Annotated in this window: 20 protein-coding genes; 14 read left to right on the forward strand and 6 right to left on the reverse strand. The window is 33.5% G+C overall.

What is annotated here, in order from left to right; translation table 11 throughout:
* Nucleotides 1-376 precede the first annotated feature (376 nt).
* The 8 genes from ACTSKG_RS02900 to ACTSKG_RS02935 all read left to right on the forward strand — a co-directional run bounded on the left by ACTSKG_RS02900 (nt 377) and on the right by ACTSKG_RS02935 (nt 5,996).
* The gene (locus tag ACTSKG_RS02900; protein ID WP_464756650.1) at nt 377-841 is read left to right on the forward strand and encodes a hypothetical protein; all 465 of its coding nucleotides are present in this window, start codon (nt 377-379) and stop codon (nt 839-841) included.
* A 360-nt stretch (nt 842-1,201) separates the two neighbouring features.
* The gene (locus tag ACTSKG_RS02905) at nt 1,202-1,513 is read left to right on the forward strand and encodes a hypothetical protein (protein ID WP_464756651.1); all 312 of its coding nucleotides are present in this window, start codon (nt 1,202-1,204) and stop codon (nt 1,511-1,513) included.
* Between the two features lie 298 nt (nt 1,514-1,811).
* Nucleotides 1,812-2,267 carry a GNAT family N-acetyltransferase gene (locus ACTSKG_RS02910; protein WP_464756652.1) on the forward strand — a complete coding sequence of 152 codons (456 nt, stop codon included), beginning with the start codon at nt 1,812-1,814 and terminating at the stop codon, nt 2,265-2,267.
* 417 nt (nt 2,268-2,684) lie between these two features.
* On the forward strand, nt 2,685-3,194 hold the full coding sequence (locus ACTSKG_RS02915; protein ID WP_464756653.1) for an RNA polymerase sigma factor: 510 nt from the start codon (nt 2,685-2,687) through the stop codon (nt 3,192-3,194).
* A complete protein-coding gene (locus ACTSKG_RS02920) occupies nt 3,184-3,804 on the forward strand; it encodes a zf-HC2 domain-containing protein (protein ID WP_464756654.1) in 621 nt (206 codons plus the stop codon). The genes ACTSKG_RS02915 and ACTSKG_RS02920 overlap by 11 nt, the downstream gene beginning before the upstream one ends.
* Nucleotides 3,805-4,064: 260 nt before the next feature.
* Nucleotides 4,065-4,430, forward strand: coding sequence for a cupin domain-containing protein (locus ACTSKG_RS02925; protein WP_464757950.1), 366 nt, complete (start codon nt 4,065-4,067; stop codon nt 4,428-4,430).
* A gap of 376 nt (nt 4,431-4,806) precedes the next feature.
* A complete protein-coding gene (locus tag ACTSKG_RS02930) occupies nt 4,807-5,337 on the forward strand; it encodes a GNAT family N-acetyltransferase (protein ID WP_464757951.1) in 531 nt (176 codons plus the stop codon).
* Nucleotides 5,338-5,546: 209 nt separating this feature from the next.
* Nucleotides 5,547-5,996 carry a DUF1569 domain-containing protein gene (locus ACTSKG_RS02935; protein WP_464756655.1) on the forward strand — a complete coding sequence of 150 codons (450 nt, stop codon included), beginning with the start codon at nt 5,547-5,549 and terminating at the stop codon, nt 5,994-5,996.
* Between the two features lie 287 nt (nt 5,997-6,283).
* Here the strand turns inward: ACTSKG_RS02935 and ACTSKG_RS02940 are convergent, their stop codons facing one another.
* The 3 genes from ACTSKG_RS02940 to ACTSKG_RS02950 all read right to left on the reverse strand — a co-directional run bounded on the left by ACTSKG_RS02940 (nt 6,284) and on the right by ACTSKG_RS02950 (nt 7,164).
* Nucleotides 6,284-6,577 (reverse strand): spore coat protein, encoded by a 294-nt coding sequence (locus tag ACTSKG_RS02940; RefSeq protein WP_464756656.1) that lies wholly within the window; start codon nt 6,575-6,577, stop codon nt 6,284-6,286.
* A gap of 18 nt (nt 6,578-6,595) precedes the next feature.
* On the reverse strand, nt 6,596-6,799 hold the full coding sequence (locus ACTSKG_RS02945) for a hypothetical protein (RefSeq protein ID WP_464756657.1): 204 nt from the start codon (nt 6,797-6,799) through the stop codon (nt 6,596-6,598).
* A gap of 179 nt (nt 6,800-6,978) precedes the next feature.
* The gene (locus ACTSKG_RS02950) at nt 6,979-7,164 is read right to left on the reverse strand and encodes a hypothetical protein (RefSeq protein ID WP_464756658.1); all 186 of its coding nucleotides are present in this window, start codon (nt 7,162-7,164) and stop codon (nt 6,979-6,981) included.
* Nucleotides 7,165-7,517: 353 nt separating this feature from the next.
* Between ACTSKG_RS02950 and helD the strand changes: the two genes are divergently transcribed.
* On the forward strand, nt 7,518-9,854 hold the full coding sequence (gene helD / locus ACTSKG_RS02955; RefSeq protein WP_464756659.1) for an RNA polymerase recycling motor HelD: 2,337 nt from the start codon (nt 7,518-7,520) through the stop codon (nt 9,852-9,854).
* Between the two features lie 566 nt (nt 9,855-10,420).
* On the opposite strand, the gene ACTSKG_RS02960 is transcribed toward helD, so the two are convergent.
* Nucleotides 10,421-10,609 (reverse strand): hypothetical protein, encoded by a 189-nt coding sequence (locus ACTSKG_RS02960; RefSeq protein WP_464756660.1) that lies wholly within the window; start codon nt 10,607-10,609, stop codon nt 10,421-10,423.
* A 269-nt stretch (nt 10,610-10,878) separates the two neighbouring features.
* On the opposite strand from ACTSKG_RS02960, the gene cyoE reads away from it, so the two are divergent.
* A complete protein-coding gene (gene cyoE, locus ACTSKG_RS02965; protein WP_464756661.1) occupies nt 10,879-11,775 on the forward strand; it encodes a heme o synthase in 897 nt (298 codons plus the stop codon).
* Nucleotides 11,776-11,821: 46 nt separating this feature from the next.
* On the opposite strand, the gene ACTSKG_RS02970 is transcribed toward cyoE, so the two are convergent.
* On the reverse strand, nt 11,822-14,431 hold the full coding sequence (locus ACTSKG_RS02970; RefSeq protein WP_464756662.1) for a cation-translocating P-type ATPase: 2,610 nt from the start codon (nt 14,429-14,431) through the stop codon (nt 11,822-11,824).
* A 693-nt stretch (nt 14,432-15,124) separates the two neighbouring features.
* On the opposite strand from ACTSKG_RS02970, the gene ACTSKG_RS02975 reads away from it, so the two are divergent.
* The 3 genes from ACTSKG_RS02975 (at nt 15,125) to ACTSKG_RS02985 (ending at nt 17,179) form a co-directional block, all read left to right on the forward strand.
* On the forward strand, nt 15,125-15,844 hold the full coding sequence (locus ACTSKG_RS02975; RefSeq protein WP_464756663.1) for a hypothetical protein: 720 nt from the start codon (nt 15,125-15,127) through the stop codon (nt 15,842-15,844).
* Nucleotides 15,845-15,989: 145 nt separating this feature from the next.
* Nucleotides 15,990-16,520, forward strand: coding sequence for a DUF4269 domain-containing protein (locus tag ACTSKG_RS02980; RefSeq protein WP_464756664.1), 531 nt, complete (start codon nt 15,990-15,992; stop codon nt 16,518-16,520).
* Between the two features lie 131 nt (nt 16,521-16,651).
* On the forward strand, nt 16,652-17,179 hold the full coding sequence (locus ACTSKG_RS02985) for an N-acetyltransferase family protein (RefSeq protein WP_464756665.1): 528 nt from the start codon (nt 16,652-16,654) through the stop codon (nt 17,177-17,179).
* Nucleotides 17,180-17,234: 55 nt separating this feature from the next.
* Here the strand turns inward: ACTSKG_RS02985 and ACTSKG_RS02990 are convergent, their stop codons facing one another.
* Nucleotides 17,235-17,399, reverse strand: coding sequence for an aspartyl-phosphate phosphatase Spo0E family protein (locus ACTSKG_RS02990; RefSeq protein WP_464756666.1), 165 nt, complete (start codon nt 17,397-17,399; stop codon nt 17,235-17,237).
* 579 nt (nt 17,400-17,978) lie between these two features.
* Between ACTSKG_RS02990 and ACTSKG_RS02995 the strand changes: the two genes are divergently transcribed.
* Nucleotides 17,979-18,203 (forward strand): hypothetical protein, encoded by a 225-nt coding sequence (locus ACTSKG_RS02995; protein ID WP_464756667.1) that lies wholly within the window; start codon nt 17,979-17,981, stop codon nt 18,201-18,203.
* Nucleotides 18,204-18,432 lie beyond the last annotated feature (229 nt).

Consider the following 18,432-nt stretch of genomic DNA (forward strand, 5'->3'; position numbering starts at 1 on the left):
GGGATAATAAATGGAAACAAAACTATTAAGGATAGCAGAATTAGCTAAATCTGAACCAAGAATGAAATTTACATCGCTTGCACATTTACTAAATAAGCAATCTCTAGTTCAATGCCATCATGAATTACCTAATAAGAAGTCAATTGGGATAGTTCAAATCATCTTGAGTTATCTAACAAGAAGCAACTGGGATTAATGGCACAACTAAAGAGCAATACAGTGAAACACTAGAGGAAAATATAGAGGATTTAGTAAGTAGGCTAAAAAGTAAAAGTTATCATCCTGTTCCAGTAAGGAGAATGTATATATCTACCAAGGAAGAGAGGTTCCCTTCTACTCGACTAGTTAAATAAGTATAAAAAAAGAAGGTGTCAATATGGAGAAAATATTGCGAAACTATAAAAAAAGAGGAATCATAATTGTAGCTTTATTGCTTATTATTGTGGGGATCATTTCCTTTGATAGCAGGACTTATTCCGCATCAGATGTATTAGGGGAATATGCTGATTTAAATGCAGAAAAACCATTTGTAAGCATTGCAAGTATCGATGTAGAAACAGAGGATATATTCACATCAATTGAAATTCCAAAAGAAACACAACAGGAACTTATAGGTGCCTTTAAAAATGCTAAATTTAAAAGCGTAACAGATATTTCAAGTGATTACGATTACCGAATAAATATAACATTTAATACAGGATATGCAATGTATGTTGATTCAGATAAAAAATTACTTTGTATCATTGATACGCATGATCAAACGAACGAATACTATACAATCGCAAATGATAGTAATTTCTTCAAGATTTTAAAATCCACGAAAAAAAATAGTAAGACTTAAAGAATTACCTTTAATTATATCGGTCTAGGAGATCGGTTCATTTAATTAAATTAGTTAGTAGTATATATAATGAGAAGTTTCGATGAAGAGGAGGAAAAATTTGAAGGGTATAATATTAATTTTATTAGGAATCTCTTTAGTCATGATAAATTGTACTCCTAAAAATTAAATTTCTGAGAAAGTCGATACTTCGGTTTCGATTCAAACTGAAGACAGCATTCTTGTTACTCCAATGATAGACAGGCAATATGATTTTACGTACCTTGAAGAATTGTCAGATGAAAAATTAGAAACCTACAAAATTTTTTACTTAATGGAAGCATCAATCATTTAAGTGATTTTACACCAGAAGAAATTGTTTTGGTCTATATGAACCTAGTATTTGAACACCAAATCGATAAACTCTATATTCTAACTTATAATGGTGGTGAATTACCTTCTGTAGATGTATTCATTGGAGAATATCCGAAAAACTTTACATCGGAATTAGAGATGGATTATTTGATGTTTAGACATTACGATGATATATCCATGAACACAGCAAGTAATGAAGATTTAGCAATTGTACAGTTGGAAATAGTCTTTGGAAATAGTAAATATATTAAAACATACCCATTAATACAGGAAGATGGAATTTGGAAGGCAGCCATTTACCAGAAATCAGAGGCCTGAGTATCAAACATTCATCAACTAATGGGTGATAGAGTTGAAGTTAATTGACTTGAACGAAGCAGGTTAGTTTAAGTAATATTGTTGTATGTATTATTTATTCTCTAGTAAACTTTTCAATGGGAAAAAATAGTATAATTAAAAAGTTTGAAGATTAATTGATATACTTATTAGATATTAGTTGTTAGAGGAGGCGTTCATTATGACAAGTAAAAGAATTTATATTATTAATGACTACAAGGGGATAACGACTAATTAACAAAGTTGTTTAGCGTTTCCCCAATTTTGAAAGGGGAAAATTATGAGTACAGAAAATGTGAAAATTGTAGAATTAAATGCAGAAAACTGGTACGAATGTTGTGAAATAAATGTATCAACAGAACAAAAAAAATACATGGAGCCTAATGCCATATCAATAGCTCAGTCAAAGTTTGAGCCTACATTAAAGCCATATGCTATTTATGCTGAAGATAAAATAGTTGGCTTTTTGATGTACAATTCTGTTCAAGAAGAACTTGATGGTTATTGGATATATAGAATAATGGTGGATAATGAACACCAAGGCAAGGGGATAGGCAAAGCTGCCACTAAGTTAATGATTTCAGAAATGGGTAAATTACCGAATGCGAAAAAAATTGTTGTAGGTTATCATCCTGAAAATTTGGGAGCACATAATTTATACTCTAGTTTGGGATTTACTGATAATGGTGATAGGTTCGGTAAGGAAATGGCAGTTATAAAAAATGTAACCAAGTGATAGTTAGTTAAAAGAGAAGCCATTCTTGGTATTTTCTTATTGTGCTAACAGGTGCTTCTGATAAGATCACTGGTTTTTTTATCTAATTTCACTAACACTGCAGTTTAGTTGAATAAGAAAAGAATTAAATTTAGTTATCGCAAGAAAAAGAATATGTAAGAAGGTATGTGAACACTGTTGTTTACATACCTTTTTCAGTTGGAAGGTATTTCGATGTAATGTATTGAAAATATCTTTTATACAACTAAGGGTAGGCTTCTGCAATTAGATTACGAAACCCTTGAAAAGTAAAATAAGTTGTTGAGAGTCTATACATAATATACTTTTTTAATTTTACAAAAGAAATTTGGTGTTTCTTGTAACGAATATCGGTTTCATTCTATATATAAGTATCGTGACAGTAGAAGGAGGCATCTAGTGAAGGATTTAAGTGATATCTATAAATCCTATGCAAATGAAGTAAAACGTTTTCTTTTTTGTTTAACATCAAGTGAGGATTTAGCAGAAGAATTAACCCAGGAAACATTTTATCAAGCTGTCAAATCAATTCATAGTTACAATGGTGAATGCAAAATTTCTGTCTGGCTATGTCAAATTGCCAAGCATAGCTATTATGATTATTTAAAAAAGGCAAAACATCGAAATCATACGAGTATTGATTATTTAGCGCAAACAGGTATAGATATACGTTCAAATGAAGATTTACCTGATATTTCATTGATGAAAGAGAGTACATTACGTGCAATTCATCAAGAAATTCGACTATTAAAGGAGCCGTATGCTGAAATCTTTTTACTTCGAACAACGCTGGATTTAAGTTTTAAAGAAATAGGTGACATCTTTGAGAAAAGTGAAAATTGGGCGAGGGTTACATATTATCGTGCAAAATGCAAATTAACGGAAAGGGTGAATTTGGATGGACTGTAATATTATAAAGGATTTATTACCATCCTATATAGATGGTATTTGTAGCGAAGAAACAGTTGTCGCAGTCGAAGAACATATCGAGCATTGCCAAGGGTGCGAAGATACTATGCAAAAGATGAAGCAACCAACAGTACAAACAGTCGATACAAATGTGGAAGCTGCAAAGGAACCGTTTAAACGCATCAACAAAAAGCGACGTTTGCAAGTGATCATAGCTATCGTGCTGAGCTTTATGATTTGTATAATCGGTTATCAAGTCGTGCAAAATGTAGGGATTGTTAATCAATTATTTTCCCCAAAAGTCATGGCAGTTGCAGAAATAAAGGATGACATGGAAGAGTGGCAAAGTATTAGCTTCTCTTCTGATTTAATTATTCATCAAGATTATGTGATATATGATAGCTTTTTTTGGAAGAAGGAGATTATTAATAGTGCAAATAATGTAAGTGATTTGTTACTAAGGGTTAAAGACGAAAAGGGTGATGTCATTATTGACGAAATTTTAATACCTCTTGGAAAAAGTGTTAAATTAGACGGTTTGAAGAGGAAAGAAAAGTACTTTTTTGAAATAAAGGCTCCACAAGGGCGTTTTAGCATTAATGCAGTATAAGGATTAGTTGGAAGTCTTAAAGATTGGGAAAAGTTTCGGAATTAAATTGAAATTTCTTATTCAACTTCCGGGTGCTTTAGTAGAATAGAGCGATAGCTACTATTGTAATTTAACGTTGCATGTTAGTTCAAGAGTACTGTTTGTCAACAATTGGACTATTTTGTGGAAGATAAGCAGAAACTATTGAGATCTTTATCAAAATAGTAATTAATCTATGGATGTTGTAAAATTAGGTTATGAATAGTTCTGGGGGGATTTATATAAATTATAATGCTATTAATCTAAGCGAGAAACTGTCCAAATTCAGTGAACACTGGTCTCCCAAAGTCATTGGGGAAATGAATGACTATCAGTTTAAGTTAGTTAAGATTCAGGGAGATTTTGTATGGCATGATCATAAAGACACCGATGAGGCATTCATCGTGATAGACGGCGAGATGTCCATCGAATTCCGTGATGGAGAGGTTAAACTTTCTAAAGGAGAAATGTATGTGATACCAAAAGGCGTGGAGCATAAGCCTTACGCCGAAAAGGAATGTCATATAATGCTGGTAGAGCCTAAAGGTGTAGTCAACACTGGTGAAACTAATGTTAAATTAACTGCAGAAAATAATATATGGATTTAAACCAATAATTCAGTTATTTCTTTGGAATAACACATAAAGGGAAATTATTTTCCGCAGTCAGGAGCGATTCTTTAATAAGAATCGCTTTTCTTATAGAACTACCATTAAAATAAACTTCTGTAATTTAGCAAAAAAGGCATTATCGCAGTTCATTCGTTTTAAACAAAGGTGGAAGAGATATGTTCTTCTTTCACTACGGTTGCTTTTGATTTCGACGGGATAATTTTTTATCGAAACATAAAGTAGATCTCAGAAATCCATAGTTAAATGTTACACTTAAACCAAAGCAGGATAATTGAACAACTCATTAGAGGAATTTTTCCTTAAAGAAACGAATTCTTTAAATAGTATTTTAAATTGAGAGTGGGGAATTATTATATTGTTTCATAATGGGGATTTAAAAGTTCGAATATTAGAAGATGAAGATAATGTTCTGTTAGCAAAATGGCTCTCAAATCCATCGGTTCTTGAGTTCTATGAAGGTAGGGATAATCCATTTGATTTAGACAAAGTGAATGAAGTTTTTTATGCCCCTGAAGATGAAGAAGTTAAATGTATTGTAGAATATGATGGTAACGAAATTGGGTATATCCAATTCTATCAGTTAGATGATGAAACTAAAAATGAATATGGGTATCTTAACGAAAATGTTTATGGGACAGACCAATTTATTGGAGAAATAGAGTATTGGAACAAAGGAATTGGAACATTACTTGTTACATCTATGATTAGATTTTTAATCGAAAACAAAAAAGCAGACCGAATAGTTATGGACCCTCAAACAAGAAATACTAGGGCTATAAAATGTTATGAGAAATGTGGTTTTAAAAAAGTAAAAATACTTCCAAGTCGTGAGCTTCACGAGGGAAAATATCAAGATTGTTGGTTGATTGAGTATCATAAATGAAAAATTTCTTGTTCAAATAACGTAGGCTTGTGATTTTTAAACTTTCAGACAGTTCACTAAAAGAGGTTAAGAATTTATTGAAAAAGATTAAATTTTTATTGCAATGCAGGGTCTTAATTCGAACGCAGTAGGTTCGCTGATGAGTGTTGTTTAAATTGGGGCAAATAAGTTAAGAAGATTAACTCATAACAATTAAAGGAGATGCACAAATGAAAAATATTTTTGATCATATGCATACAGCAGAAATTTTAAAGCGTATTGACAAATTGAGTCCAACTTCACAACCACAATGGGGAAAAATGGATGTTGCTCAAATGCTAGCGCATTGCTCATCTTTTCAAGACATTGCAATGGGAAGTTCTTTTCCACCAAGAAGTTGGTTAGGATTAATAGTAGGGAGGTTTGCAAAACATATCATTTACAATGACAAGACACTGCCCCATAATATGTCTACTATTCCAACCATTTTGATTGCAGATGAAAGAGAATTTGAAACAGAAAAAGAAAAGCTTAAACAAAAAATTATCACATTCCAAAATAATGGACCAGAGAAGTGCACAACTCATCCGCATCCCTTTTTTGGAAAACTTACTTCTGAGCAATGGGGTAAAGGTATATACAAGCACCTTGACCATCATTTAAAACAGTTTGATGTTTAAACATTGATCAGAAGTGAAAAAGTTGCTCAATGGAATATAGGGAAAAATAACTTATATTTTTGAGATTAATATTAATTAAACCAAAAACCTCGTTGTACCTTTACTTGAAAATCGATGAACTGCTTATCAATTTGTTCAAGAGGCGTACTAGACTGGGCAAGGTCCAGAAGTTTCAAACAAACGAGCAAGAAGAGGTAAACTATTCATTAAAAATACTCTAAACTAAATTAAAATCAAAAAGGGTTTCGAAATAAGACAAGCTACATTAAATTGTGTTTTCGTAATTTCTAAAATTGGTCATCAGGATGCAAGTTATTTCGCATAAGTTCCCTTACTTTGTCAACTTGCTCGTTAGATGCTATCTCGGTCGTATACCAGCCTTTATTGCTCATTATATCAAAAAGCTGAAAGTGGTTTGAGCTAGCATTTTCAAAACATTGCTTATATATTTCCCATAATTGCTGATGTGTGGTCTCTAACATGGTATTGCTGATGCTTCGGCAGCGTCCCTTCTCAAGCTCTAGACAAAGCTGGAGCATTTCACGGTCTGTTAAGCCTCGCCCTGCGATATTATTTGGCATATGAACCCCCCTTTGCAATTATTGAATGTTGTTTGTTCGGTTGAAGTACTGGGAGAGCGCGGCAATTTTTAACTGGTGTTTTTCTGCCATCTCCTCGAGTGCTTTTCTTAACTTGTGGTCTTTGCATTGTGTTGCACACCAGTTCATCGTTTTTGCGGTTATCTCCTCCGCACGGATTTCATCCTCTATAAATGCCAATTCTTTCATCGTTAAGACGGTCATCTTAATTCATCTCCATTGTATTGTTGGACATAGTAGATTATTCTCACCTGTTTCGTGTAGCTATTGCCTAACTAGTGTAGCCTATTTAATCAATCATAAGCAGTATGTGTTGAATATCATAACTCAAATTCTAGAGGGAGGCGTTTGAGCCTTTTTCTCTAGTATTTGAGTTTGACTCTTTATAAATTTTCGTTTTGTTGTTTAATTTCGTCGCCAGTAATTATAATATTGGCTTCTTCAAGCGCTTTATGCTCATTTACAGAATTCCCTGGTACATTTTTTAAATTTGGAAACGTTGAACCATTTTCAATTGTTATTTGAGACTTCTTTGGCGCTGTTGTAAGATAAGTTTCTTTTTTATCCAATCTTCATCACTCCTCTTTAAAGTTTTTGCTATAGTAGATAAACTTATACATATTTGACTTTTAAGGAATTGATAAAAAGCGAAAAGATTAGTGAAAGAAGGATACTGTTCTAAATAGGCTAGGAATTTCAAGTAGGTGGTGAAATAATTAAAGGTGCCAGGAAAACAATTCGAAATTGTTTTCCTGGCACCTTATATTTGTGAAAAAAACATTGAAAAAAGTAAAGAACAATGGTAAGTTTATATAGAAACACAGTTTATTTGTCGTCTAGAGTATAATATCCCTATTTTAATTTTATTACACATTGTTCGAAAAGTCAACCCCCATTTTTATTCTATAAAGGAGTGCTTGATATGAAAACGGATCTTCGGACGGAGCAAAAACGATTGGATAGCGTAATGGAGGCTATTACTGAACAAATCGGCAAGCTGGAAGACGAAACCAATCGGAGTCGAAAAGAAGTGATTGATTTCCGCAAACATTTTTGGGATGACATCAAGGTAAACACCGATACTTTTGACGATTATCTTGAGACGATCATCAGCTTGAGACAACAAGCTCAGAATCTTTCAGTTGGTCAAAGTACTCACAGACAAGTCTTTAACAAATTAACCGCGCTACGTCGAATGAAGGAGATACCTTATTTCGGCCGAATTGACTTCAGAGAAGAAGGAACTTTGGCTACGGAAAGATTCTATATAGGCATTTCCACCCTCAGGGATTTAAGTGGAGAGGACTTCCTTATCTACGACTGGAGAGCTCCAATCTCGAGCATCTACTACAATTACTCGCCGGGACCTGCCGAATACACTACGCCTGGAGGAACTATCCACGGCATACTAGACCAAAAGTGGCAATATATCATCCGCGATGGGGTTGTAGAATCGCTGTTCGATACTAATCTCACTATCGGAGATGAGATTTTACAACAGGTGCTCGGAAAAGGCACAGATAAACATATGCACAATATAGTGTCTACCATTCAACTAGAACAAAATCGAATTATCCGGCATGATCATGGCAGGCTACTCATCGTTCAAGGAGCGGCTGGAAGCGGGAAGACATCTGCCGCACTTCAGCGTATTGCTTATTTGCTCTATAAGTATCGGGATAGACTGAAAGCCGATCAAATTATTCTATTTTCACCTAACTCAATGTTTAACAGTTATGTATCCAATGTTTTGCCCGAACTCGGCGAAGAGAATATGCAGCAGGTCACATTCCAGCAATACTTGGAACATCGCCTAAGCAACTCATTTCAAGTTGAAGGACCTTATGAACAATTGGAGTATGTGTTGACTTCGGCGGATGACTCTTCATACAAGACTAGGACTGAGAGCATACGATTTAAAGCATCAGTTCGTTTTTTTGAGATAATTAAAACATACAGGCAGTCACTGGAATTATCCGGAATGCAATTCAAAGGAATTATATTTAGAGGAAAACCACTCGTCACTTCCAACCAAATGTCTGAAAGGTTTTATAGTAGTGACACATCTCTCCGCTTTCATAACAGACTTGAGAAGTTGAAGGATTGGCTAAACAAACAATTAGATGAAGCAGAGATGCTAGAGCGGAACGAGCTATGGGTACAAGAAGCAATTGAACTACTCAGCAACGAGGATTACCAAAAGGCATATAACCACTTACGGAAAAAACATAGCCTGAAAGGGAAATCATTTGACGATTATGAGATTGAACCCGAAGCGCTATGCCGATTGATTGTTCGGCAGAAGTTGAAGCCGTTACGCAAACGAATTCGAACACTAAATTTTGTTGACATAAAGGGAATGTACAAAGGAATTTTTTCCGATTTAACGTGGATCAAACCTTGGGTAGAGGGGGAAAGACCCGAGGAGTGGGCAAATATTTGCTTATCGACTGTGAAAATGCTAGATGAAGGAAAGCTATTCTATGAAGATGCTACTCCTTTTTTACTATTGAAAGAATTGATTCAAGGTTTTCAAACGAACGGCTCTATAAAACACGTGCTTGTAGACGAAGCGCAAGATTATTCTCCGTTTCAATTTGAGTTTTTGAAACGTTTGTTTCCTTCGGCCAAGATGACCGTGCTTGGCGACTTTAACCAAGCGATATTCGCCCATTCCAGCGAAACGCTTGATTTTCACACGCTTGCGAGCTTATACGGACCGAATGAGTCGGATACGATAACATTGACCCGCAGCTACAGATCCACAAGACCGATCGTCGATTTTACGCGTGGACTCGTTCCTCGCGGCAAACAGATTACCGCTTTTGAACGCGACGGAGAGATGCCTGTCCTTACACAATTGTCCAATCGATTCGAACTACATCGGTGCATCGTTTCCAAAGTCGCAGATTTGCAGAAGCGGAGGTATAATACGATTGCAATCATATGCAAATCTGCGGAGGAAAGCACCAACGCATACGATGCTCTGATCGATATCGAAGAAATTAAGCTCGTTAAGAGCGGCTCAATTGACTATGAGCAAGGAGTTGTAGTCATACCAGCGTATTTGGCCAAAGGTATCGAATTCGACGCCGTAATCATATATGACGCATCGGTGCAAGTATACGGTGATGAAAGCCTACGTAGATTGTTCTACACAGCCTGTACCCGGGCTATGCATCATTTGCAGCTATACAGTGTAGGAGAACCGAGCCCTTTTTTGCTCAATTCAGCACCAGAGAGTTTACTTCTAAGCTGAATGAGAACGGGAATGTTTTGAGGAGACTTACTTTGATGTTTAAGTGAAAATAAAATGAAAGTGTGGATTGAAGTAGGTAAACTAAAAGGTACAAGATCCTAAGACAATCTGAATCAATGGTAAATTGGTACACAGCACTAAGGAACCTCAATTATAAATACACTCTTTTTCGCTTATTTTAATCAATTTCCAGTAAAATTGGTGAACCGTTTACATACAGTTCACCTCCTAAGTCTTGAGTATTTTCTCGTAAATGAAATTGGCTTCTAAACAAAACCAAATATAATCGAGGGTTAAATTGATGAAAGATTTTACGAAAAGATATGTTGGGATGAAATAAAAAATAAGAAACTTGCACCAATTACCAGGTCATTAGTTATCATTATTGAAAACTAAAGAAGTGAAAAAAGAGAAAAAGCCTTTAATAATAGAAACAAACGGGAAAGAAAAGAAGTCCCCTCTGCATAGAAACAAATAGAATTTAGTTTCTAAGCAGGGAGGCTTTAAGTCTATACATATTGATAAAAGTAAGCTTTCATATAGTTCTCACATATCATATACTACTATTATTTATTTTTGAGAGATTGGATATTCTTATTTTTGTTAGTTGCATTGATGTTTGCTGTAGAGCCAAATTCTACAGCAAATTCCTGGCTTATGTTATCGTTATTGCTGTTGCTATTTTTATTTTCTTTATAAATTTCGAAACTATTATGCGTTCTTTCATTCATTGTTTTTTTATTGTTTTTACTCATTAATTATCACCTCCTATTTCCTAATGTGCACATTAGAGAAGGTTTTATTCTTAAAGAGCTCGTAATTTGCCAGGATTTAAAACCAAATAAGGACTAAGAATATTGTCTAAATTATGAATAGTACAGAACAATAATATGGTCTGATATGTCAACAGATTGTCACCTAGTAAAGAAGGCGAATAGTCCATAATTCTGTTATATTTAGAAGAGTAATAATATCGAGAAATTCGAAATGCGTTCAGGAAATGAAGGAGTGTTATCTAAACACTATGCAAAAGCTATCTTATTTGAACTTATGGGCACTAGCACTAAAAACTGGGATTATTAAATCTAATTTAATTCCAATGGTAGCAGGTCTCATGCTCGCTATATACACGTATGAGTTAAGTTTTCGTGACAATATTTTAAATGTTGTCTTTGCAATTTTAGGAACAGCCGCAGTAATTGCAGCAGCAGGATCGTTTAATAATTTGTATGATCGTGACATTGATATTGTGATGCAACGTACGAAAAATCGTCCCACTGTAACAGGTGATTTATCTCCAAAACTAGTTTTAGTCGTTGGAATCTCTCTACTTATTATTGGAACTGGATTACTTGCATTAACGACCCCACTTGCGTCGTTCTTAGGTTTTCTCGGAGTATTTTTCTATGTAGTACCATATACTATTTGGACAAAACGTCGTACAATTTGGAACACAGAAGTTGGTAGTATTTCAGGTGCCATGCCCCCACTTATTGGTTGGGCAGCAGTAGCACCCGACATTTGGCATCCAGCAGCGTGGGCATTATTCATTATCGTCATGATTTGGCAAATGCCACACTTTTATGCAATAGCTATACGTAAAAAGGATGATTATGCCGCAGCAAATATTCCAATGCTTCCTGTGGTAAAAGGAGAACGTCGTACTTATATTCAAACTAACATTTACTTAGTTTTATTAATTTTAACAAGCTTCTTATTTTTACCACTTAGCTTAGGACTTACATTTGTTTCAATTATTTTAGGGGCAATTTGGCTTTGGATGAGTATTATGGGATACCATAAGAAGGAAGGGAAGAAGTGGGCGAATCGCATGTTTGCTTACTCACTATTTCATATGATGTTCATTTTCGGCACGGTTATTATTTATGCATCTATAGGAATAATTTTAAACAATCATTAAGTTTGTTACCCTGTTTCAGAATAGTGTCTGACACAGGGTCCACAAACTATTTTTTACTTCTTACGAACAACACTTTATACCACTGATTAACTAAAAATGGCATAAAGGACAAGCAGTAAATATAGCCTAATTGTACTCTACTCAAAGCCGCGACTTCAAACACACCAGTAAGCTTTGGTATAAATAATACTAAATGTAAACATAAAAATCCTATTAAAAATGCTAGCCATGTATATTTATTTGAAAATACACCTATTGTGAAGATTGATTCTCTAGATCTAGAGTTGAAGCCATGTATTAATCTTGATAAACATAATGTTGCAAATGCCATTGTGCTGGCTGTCAGACTATCTCCTGTAGACAATCCCATCTGAAATGCAATGATAGTAGATATAGCTATCAATAACCCTTCGAGCATCACTTGAATAGTAAATTTTTTATTTAATAAATGAGTGTTAATTTTTCTAGGCTTGTCCTTCATTGTTTTTTTATTATGAGGCTCTAAACCGATTGCGATTGCTGGCAAGCTATCGGTAAGTAGGTTAATAAATAATAGATGCACTGGTGCAAAAGGAACTGGTAAACCTAGTACCGTTGCATATAAAACAACAAAAATAGCACCTGCATTCCCTGATAACAAGAATAGAATGGCGTTTTTTATATTCGTATAAATGCTTCTTCCATTCGCAATAGCTTTTACAATCGTTGAAAAATTATCATCTGTTAAGATCATAGAGGATGCATCTTTCGCTACCTCGGTACCGGTTATCCCCATTGCTATACCGATATCTGCTTGTTTTAGAGCAGGTCCATCATTGACACCATCTCCAGTCATCGCAACGACATTTCCTTTTTCTTGCCAAGCTTTCACAATTCGAATTTTATGCTCTGGTGTTACTCTGGCGTAGACAGAGAAATCTTGAACCTTTTCTTGTAATTCTTTATCAGTTAATCCTTCAATTTCTTTTCCTTCAATAGCTTCTGATGGATCTTTTAAAATTCCAATTTGCTTGGCAATTGCGGTTGCAGTTATTTTATGATCTCCTGTAATCATAACTGGCTTAATGCCAGCATTTATACAGCTTTCTACAGCAGCTTTTGACTCTTTCCTAGGTGGATCCATCATCGCCATTAATCCTACAAAGATTAAATCTCGCTCATCTTTTACATCGATTGTTTGTTTGTCCTTTATCTCTTTGTACGAAATTGCTAGTACTCTTAAACCATTCATAGAAAAGTCTCGGTTTACTTCTTCAATCTTTTTACGATGTTCTTCTGTAATATTAAGGATACCTTGGGAAGTTTCGATTTTCACAATTTTAGTTAGTAGAACATCTAATGCTCCCTTAGTAATCATAATAGATTGTCCATTGATATGGTTTAATGTACTCATTAGCTTTCTGTCTGAATCAAATGGAATTTCCGTTACTCTAGGATTGTGATATCTTACCGTTATTTCATCAAGATCATACTGCTTTCCTAATTTGACGAGAGCAATTTCAGTAGCGTCACCGATCTCCTTATTATCTTTTTCCACGGCGTCATTACATAATAGTGCCATTAAGATATGATTTTTCTCAATTGTATTTCTAATATTTAGTTGATCATGTGAAATTACTTTTTGATCCACATATACTTGTTGAACAGTCATTTTATTTTCAGTTAATGTTCCCGTTTTATCTGAACAAATAACAGAGACACTTCCTAGACTTTCTACAGTATAGAGCTTACGTATAATGGCATTTTCTTTCGCCATTTTTTGTGTACCAAAAGCTAGCACTATTGTGACAATTGAACTCAATGCTTCTGGAATTGCTGCAACTGCTAGTGAAACAGCAAACATAAAAGATTCTACTAACTCTCGTCCTCGAAAAAGATCAATAGTGAAAATAGCTAAACAAATCATCGTAATACCTAACGCTAAATTTTCCCCGAAGTGATCTAGACTTACCTGTAAAGGAGTTTTCTTTTCTTTCGCAGTATCAAGTAAAGTTGCGATTTTTCCTATTTCTGTTTCCATCCCAATAGAAGTAACAATTACAATACCCCGTCCATTAGTTACGAAGCTTCCAGTAAAAACCATATTTTTCTTATCACCAATAGTTACTTGATCTACATCGATAGGCTCGGTACTTTTTCCTACTGCTAATGATTCACCAGTCAACGAGCTTTCATTAATATGGAGATTATGGCTTTCTAATAATCTTCCATCGGCATTTACATAATCACCAGCGTCCAAATACAGAAGATCCCCAACTACAATATCTTTTGATGAAATTTTCATTAGCTGATTATTTCTCATCACTTTTGCAATTGGAGAACTCAAAGCTTTTAGATTGTCTAAAGATTGTTCTGCCTTCACATGCTGAACAGTGCCTAGTATTGCATTAATAATAACGACAATCATAATTACAATGGTACTTTCTACTTCACCTAATAGAAATGAAATGAAAGCAGCAATCATTAAAATAATGACTAATAAATCTTTAAACTGCCCAAAGAACACTGCTAGTGTACTTGTTCTTTTTCCTTCGACCAATTTATTGTAACCGTATACTTCTTGTCTCTTTTCGACGTCATAATCATTCAAACCTTGAGCTGTCACGCTAAGCTTCTTCATGACTTCAAGTGATGATTTTTGATGATATTCTAACATTCGATTCCCCTTCCAGTGTGAAATTATTAGATTATCATGCTAGTTAAAGAAACTCTCAGATGTTGAAGATTCTTGGAAAACTGGAATAAATCAAATTGTAATGGAAGAAAATTAGCTAGGAAACGATGAGAAAAACTAGTAGCTAACGATTTAAAACCTCCAAGTACTATTTGATTGATATATTTTTTGTTTTAAACTTGTCCAGTTTATTTTTATAGGAAAGGATCTTACTATCTAAATAATCTTTCATTTAGCAACAGCTTGATTTCCATTAAGTAGAATTGTAAATTCACTTCAATATATTTCTGAAAAGTAGCATTCGAATTATCATTCCAATTTTGTTCAATATATACTCCACCTCCATTAGCTATAACAATAATATTCCTTGGTCTATTCCAGTATGATAACAATCGATAGAGAAATTAAATTATTTGTTATATCAGAGGAAATATAAATGTAGATTCACTATAATTATGGAAGTAATTTCCTCCACTTTGTAATTAGTAAAATTAATTTATTTTCCATGTATTTTTCTGCAATCATTGCAACTTTATAAGTTTAATAATAGCGTTAATTCTTTTATTAATGATTGAATTTAAAGGAACTTTCTTACATGTGTCGAAGTGTTATTAATTGAGAATTGTTTAATGCAAGAAAAGGGCAGCAACGAAAAGTAGGAGGGTCTCGAATATCATGAAAGATTTAGTGAAGATTATATTGATCTTATTCCTTTTAAGCGGTTGTTCATACAATACCGGTAATTACATTAAGAACATTGGTTGTCCTGATGGTGAAATTGAATGGATAAATGCAGTTATGATGAATGATATTAAGTTTGAAAACAATTACTTTCCTAACCCAGCAGATGAACCTATTCCATTAGTGATGGAAGAAGGAAATGAAATTGGTAAAGTAACTTATAGGATGGCAGGTAGTGCTTGTAGTAATCATCGGATGAAAAATGGTGACGCCACATTTTTAGAAGAAGGTACACCCATTTTTGAAATTAAAGGGTATCCTCCATCTTTTGTAGTATTGGCAGATAATCAGCCCTTTGTAGTCAGTCAAAATAAATACGCAAAAAAGGCTAGTGAACTATTACCTTTAGATTCATTGGTGAAAAACATTTATTTTGAAAGTTTGGAGGATGGTAGCAGAATACATACAATCTCCCAATATTCAAAAGACAAATTCATAAACAGCTGGTATGAATTACAATTAGAAGATGTTGAAGGTTTAATTAATGAAGGAAAGTTGGAAGGCACACGTGTTTTTTTAGAATTTGAATTGAACAATGGGATTACTTTTAGAATGCTTTATTGGGCCGATTCGAACACATTTCATTCTGGAGTAATTGGAAATGATGAAATAAAAGATATCATTGATGATGAACTATCAAAAGTTATTAATTGAGTTAATTTCATACATAGCATTAAATGAATAAGTACAATGCTTAACTTATTTATTGGAAAGAGAGACGGCGCCTCAAGCAGGATGTTAGAAAGATGAGCCATTACAAGCGATGCGAATGCTATTCTTAAAGGAAGGAAAGGTGTATATGTTTGAAACAATAGATTACTTACGATTCGGAAACAAAAAACAAAAAGATGCTTATTCCGCCATCAAGAAATTGGGAATCATGCAAAACCTTTCAGAATATACTCCCATACTTTGTGGTACTTTCCCAATTGGGATTGATATAGTTAGTTCCGACTTAGATATTATAATGAATGTTTCAGAGTTCTCATCATTTGAGAAAAAAGTAACTACTATGTATGAAAAGCAAAAAGAATTCACATTAAAAAAAATTTCAATTCGAAATGTATCAGTAATTAAAGTTAATTTTAAATATGCCGGGTTTGAATTTGAACTATTTGGTCAACATCAACCAGTAAAAGAACAATTTGCTTATCATCATATGGTAATTGAAAATTCAGTATTAAGACATTTCCCAAATTTCAAAGAAGAAGTAATTAGGTTAAAAAGACAAGGGGTTAAAACCGAGCCTGCTTTTTGCAAGCTTTTAGGTTTAGAAGGCGATCCGTATATTGCTCTTTTAGAATACGGAAAACAAAAAGAAATCATTTAATCATTTTTTGAAACAGGCTTTTATGATTTTTACATAACGAGTTAATTCACTTGATAATATCACTACTCTGAATACAAATTCTGTGACACAACCATTTAATCTTAATAAACGATTAGTAGGGGGAGATTATTTTGAAAATTAGAGCTGCCACTTTGGATGATGCTATAGGTATTTCAAAAGTGCAAGTTGATTGTTGGAGAACTACCTATAAAAATTGTTTGCCAAGTGAATTTCTGGATAAATTGTCTTACAAGCATAAGACAGAATCTTGGATAAAGAATATAACAGATAATAATCATTATGTATTTGTTGCAGAAAATAGTGAGGGTAAGATAGCTGGATTTGCTGATGGAGAAAAAAGATATACGAATAAACTCAAATGCTCTGGTGATTTAACTTCCATCTATTTACTTGAGGATTATCAAAAAATGGGAGTAGGAAAAAAGCTTGTGAATAAACTATTTGAAACATTTAATAGACTAGGTTATAAAACAATTTTTGTTGAAGTTTTGGAAGATAATGATTCTAAATTTTTCTACGAAGCTCTTGGTGCCCAACTATTTAAATCGAAAAAAATCAATATTGCTGGTATTGAATTAAACCTATTGATCTATAGATGGGCAGATATTAGAAATGAATTTTTTCATCTAAAACAATAAAACCGATCGTACTCAAGTTGAGATTACTGATCGGTTTTATTTTATCCAATTACTATTAAGATACTTTTTTTTGATAATTATTTAGTAGAACATCCAGCTCTTGACTACATGAAACAACAATAGGATGGGTTAGCCCAAAATTCTTAGCCTTCCTATACATATCTTTTCTCTTAATACTAATTTGTGTTAACAATGCTTTTTCATCCAACAAACTTTTCACAAAAACTTCCTCCATACAATATATTTAGCTTCAATTCTTGAGGAGATTATCTAGAAGGTAGGGAAGCAACTTTTTTTATTTTAATATATTAAAAATGCAAAACTTGTCATATTACGGAGGAATTTAGAAAGTTCACAATTTTGTCACATAATAGTGGGATATAAGTCGAATATAGAAAAACGCAAATATAAATTTTTAGTAAATCACTAAAAAATAAAAGGTAATTAGTAGAAAAGAGGAATATTAATAAGTAAGGAGATACTATTCCAGAGAGTTGTACTTATTGAAAATGTAAAGATAAGTGTATTAATTATGGAACATTATGCATGGTTCCTGTCATTATCGTGTTTATTATACAAATTTTTTATTTGTAGACAACATATGATAGCTATGAATTCTGCGTAAGTGTGATCCTAATTGATCAATCTTAACTTAATTTTGAAAGGAAAACTATGTTAGATAAATGATTTAAGTTAGTTGGAGTAATAATAAAATCTTTAACTAGCTTCTTGTGAAAAATTCGAAAATTGAAACCAATCCCAAAGTTTTTTCGTAGTAGTTAGTAAAAGGGGTGTAATAATGAAAAAATATGTTGTATTCATGTTAAGTTTTACTTTGTTTTTATTGGTGTTCCAAATTTTATCGGGATGGCTACAAACAATATTATATACTCCAGATTTTTTGCGAAAGACGATTTCAGATCCAACTACTGTTTTGGGACAGAGCTCGACATTTCATTTAGTTGGAATACTATTCATAGCTTCATTGGCTTATTTTACTTCGCAAAAGCTCTCAAAAATCTAAATTTAGGAGTTTTCTATAAAGTAAAGCGACTTTTTGTTAGATAAATGCATAACTAGTAATCGATAGTAATATAAACCGCGATTTAATTTAGTAGTTCAATATGCAGCCATCATCTTGGAGATCATTTATATTTCAATAAAAACGGTCAAACCTTTTTCAAAGAATAATATAAATTTTTATGCCATGAACAGGTTGATTTCCGCTGCAGGCGGACGCTTTCCAGGGGGCA

This window comes from Psychrobacillus syltrankelensis (assembly GCF_055454035.1).

Excerpts from the sequence above, each read along its gene's own strand:
- ACTSKG_RS02920 (WP_464756654.1), top strand. The coding sequence starts at position 3,184 with ATGGACTGTAATATTATAAAGGATTTATTACCATCCTATATAGATGGT.
- ACTSKG_RS02945 (WP_464756657.1), bottom strand. The coding sequence starts at position 6,799 with ATGACCGTCTTAACGATGAAAGAATTGGCATTTATAGAGGATGAAATC.
- ACTSKG_RS02975 (WP_464756663.1), top strand. The coding sequence starts at position 15,125 with ATGAAAGATTTAGTGAAGATTATATTGATCTTATTCCTTTTAAGCGGT.
- ACTSKG_RS02960 (WP_464756660.1), bottom strand. The coding sequence starts at position 10,609 with ATGAGTAAAAACAATAAAAAAACAATGAATGAAAGAACGCATAATAGT.
- ACTSKG_RS02970 (WP_464756662.1), bottom strand. The coding sequence starts at position 14,431 with ATGTTAGAATATCATCAAAAATCATCACTTGAAGTCATGAAGAAGCTT.
- helD (WP_464756659.1), top strand. The coding sequence starts at position 7,518 with ATGAAAACGGATCTTCGGACGGAGCAAAAACGATTGGATAGCGTAATG.
- ACTSKG_RS02935 (WP_464756655.1), top strand. The coding sequence starts at position 5,547 with ATGAAAAATATTTTTGATCATATGCATACAGCAGAAATTTTAAAGCGT.
- ACTSKG_RS02900 (WP_464756650.1), top strand. The coding sequence starts at position 377 with ATGGAGAAAATATTGCGAAACTATAAAAAAAGAGGAATCATAATTGTA.
- ACTSKG_RS02940 (WP_464756656.1), bottom strand. The coding sequence starts at position 6,577 with ATGCCAAATAATATCGCAGGGCGAGGCTTAACAGACCGTGAAATGCTC.
- ACTSKG_RS02910 (WP_464756652.1), top strand. The coding sequence starts at position 1,812 with ATGAGTACAGAAAATGTGAAAATTGTAGAATTAAATGCAGAAAACTGG.
- cyoE (WP_464756661.1), top strand. The coding sequence starts at position 10,879 with ATGCAAAAGCTATCTTATTTGAACTTATGGGCACTAGCACTAAAAACT.
- ACTSKG_RS02995 (WP_464756667.1), top strand. The coding sequence starts at position 17,979 with ATGAAAAAATATGTTGTATTCATGTTAAGTTTTACTTTGTTTTTATTG.
- ACTSKG_RS02980 (WP_464756664.1), top strand. The coding sequence starts at position 15,990 with ATGTTTGAAACAATAGATTACTTACGATTCGGAAACAAAAAACAAAAA.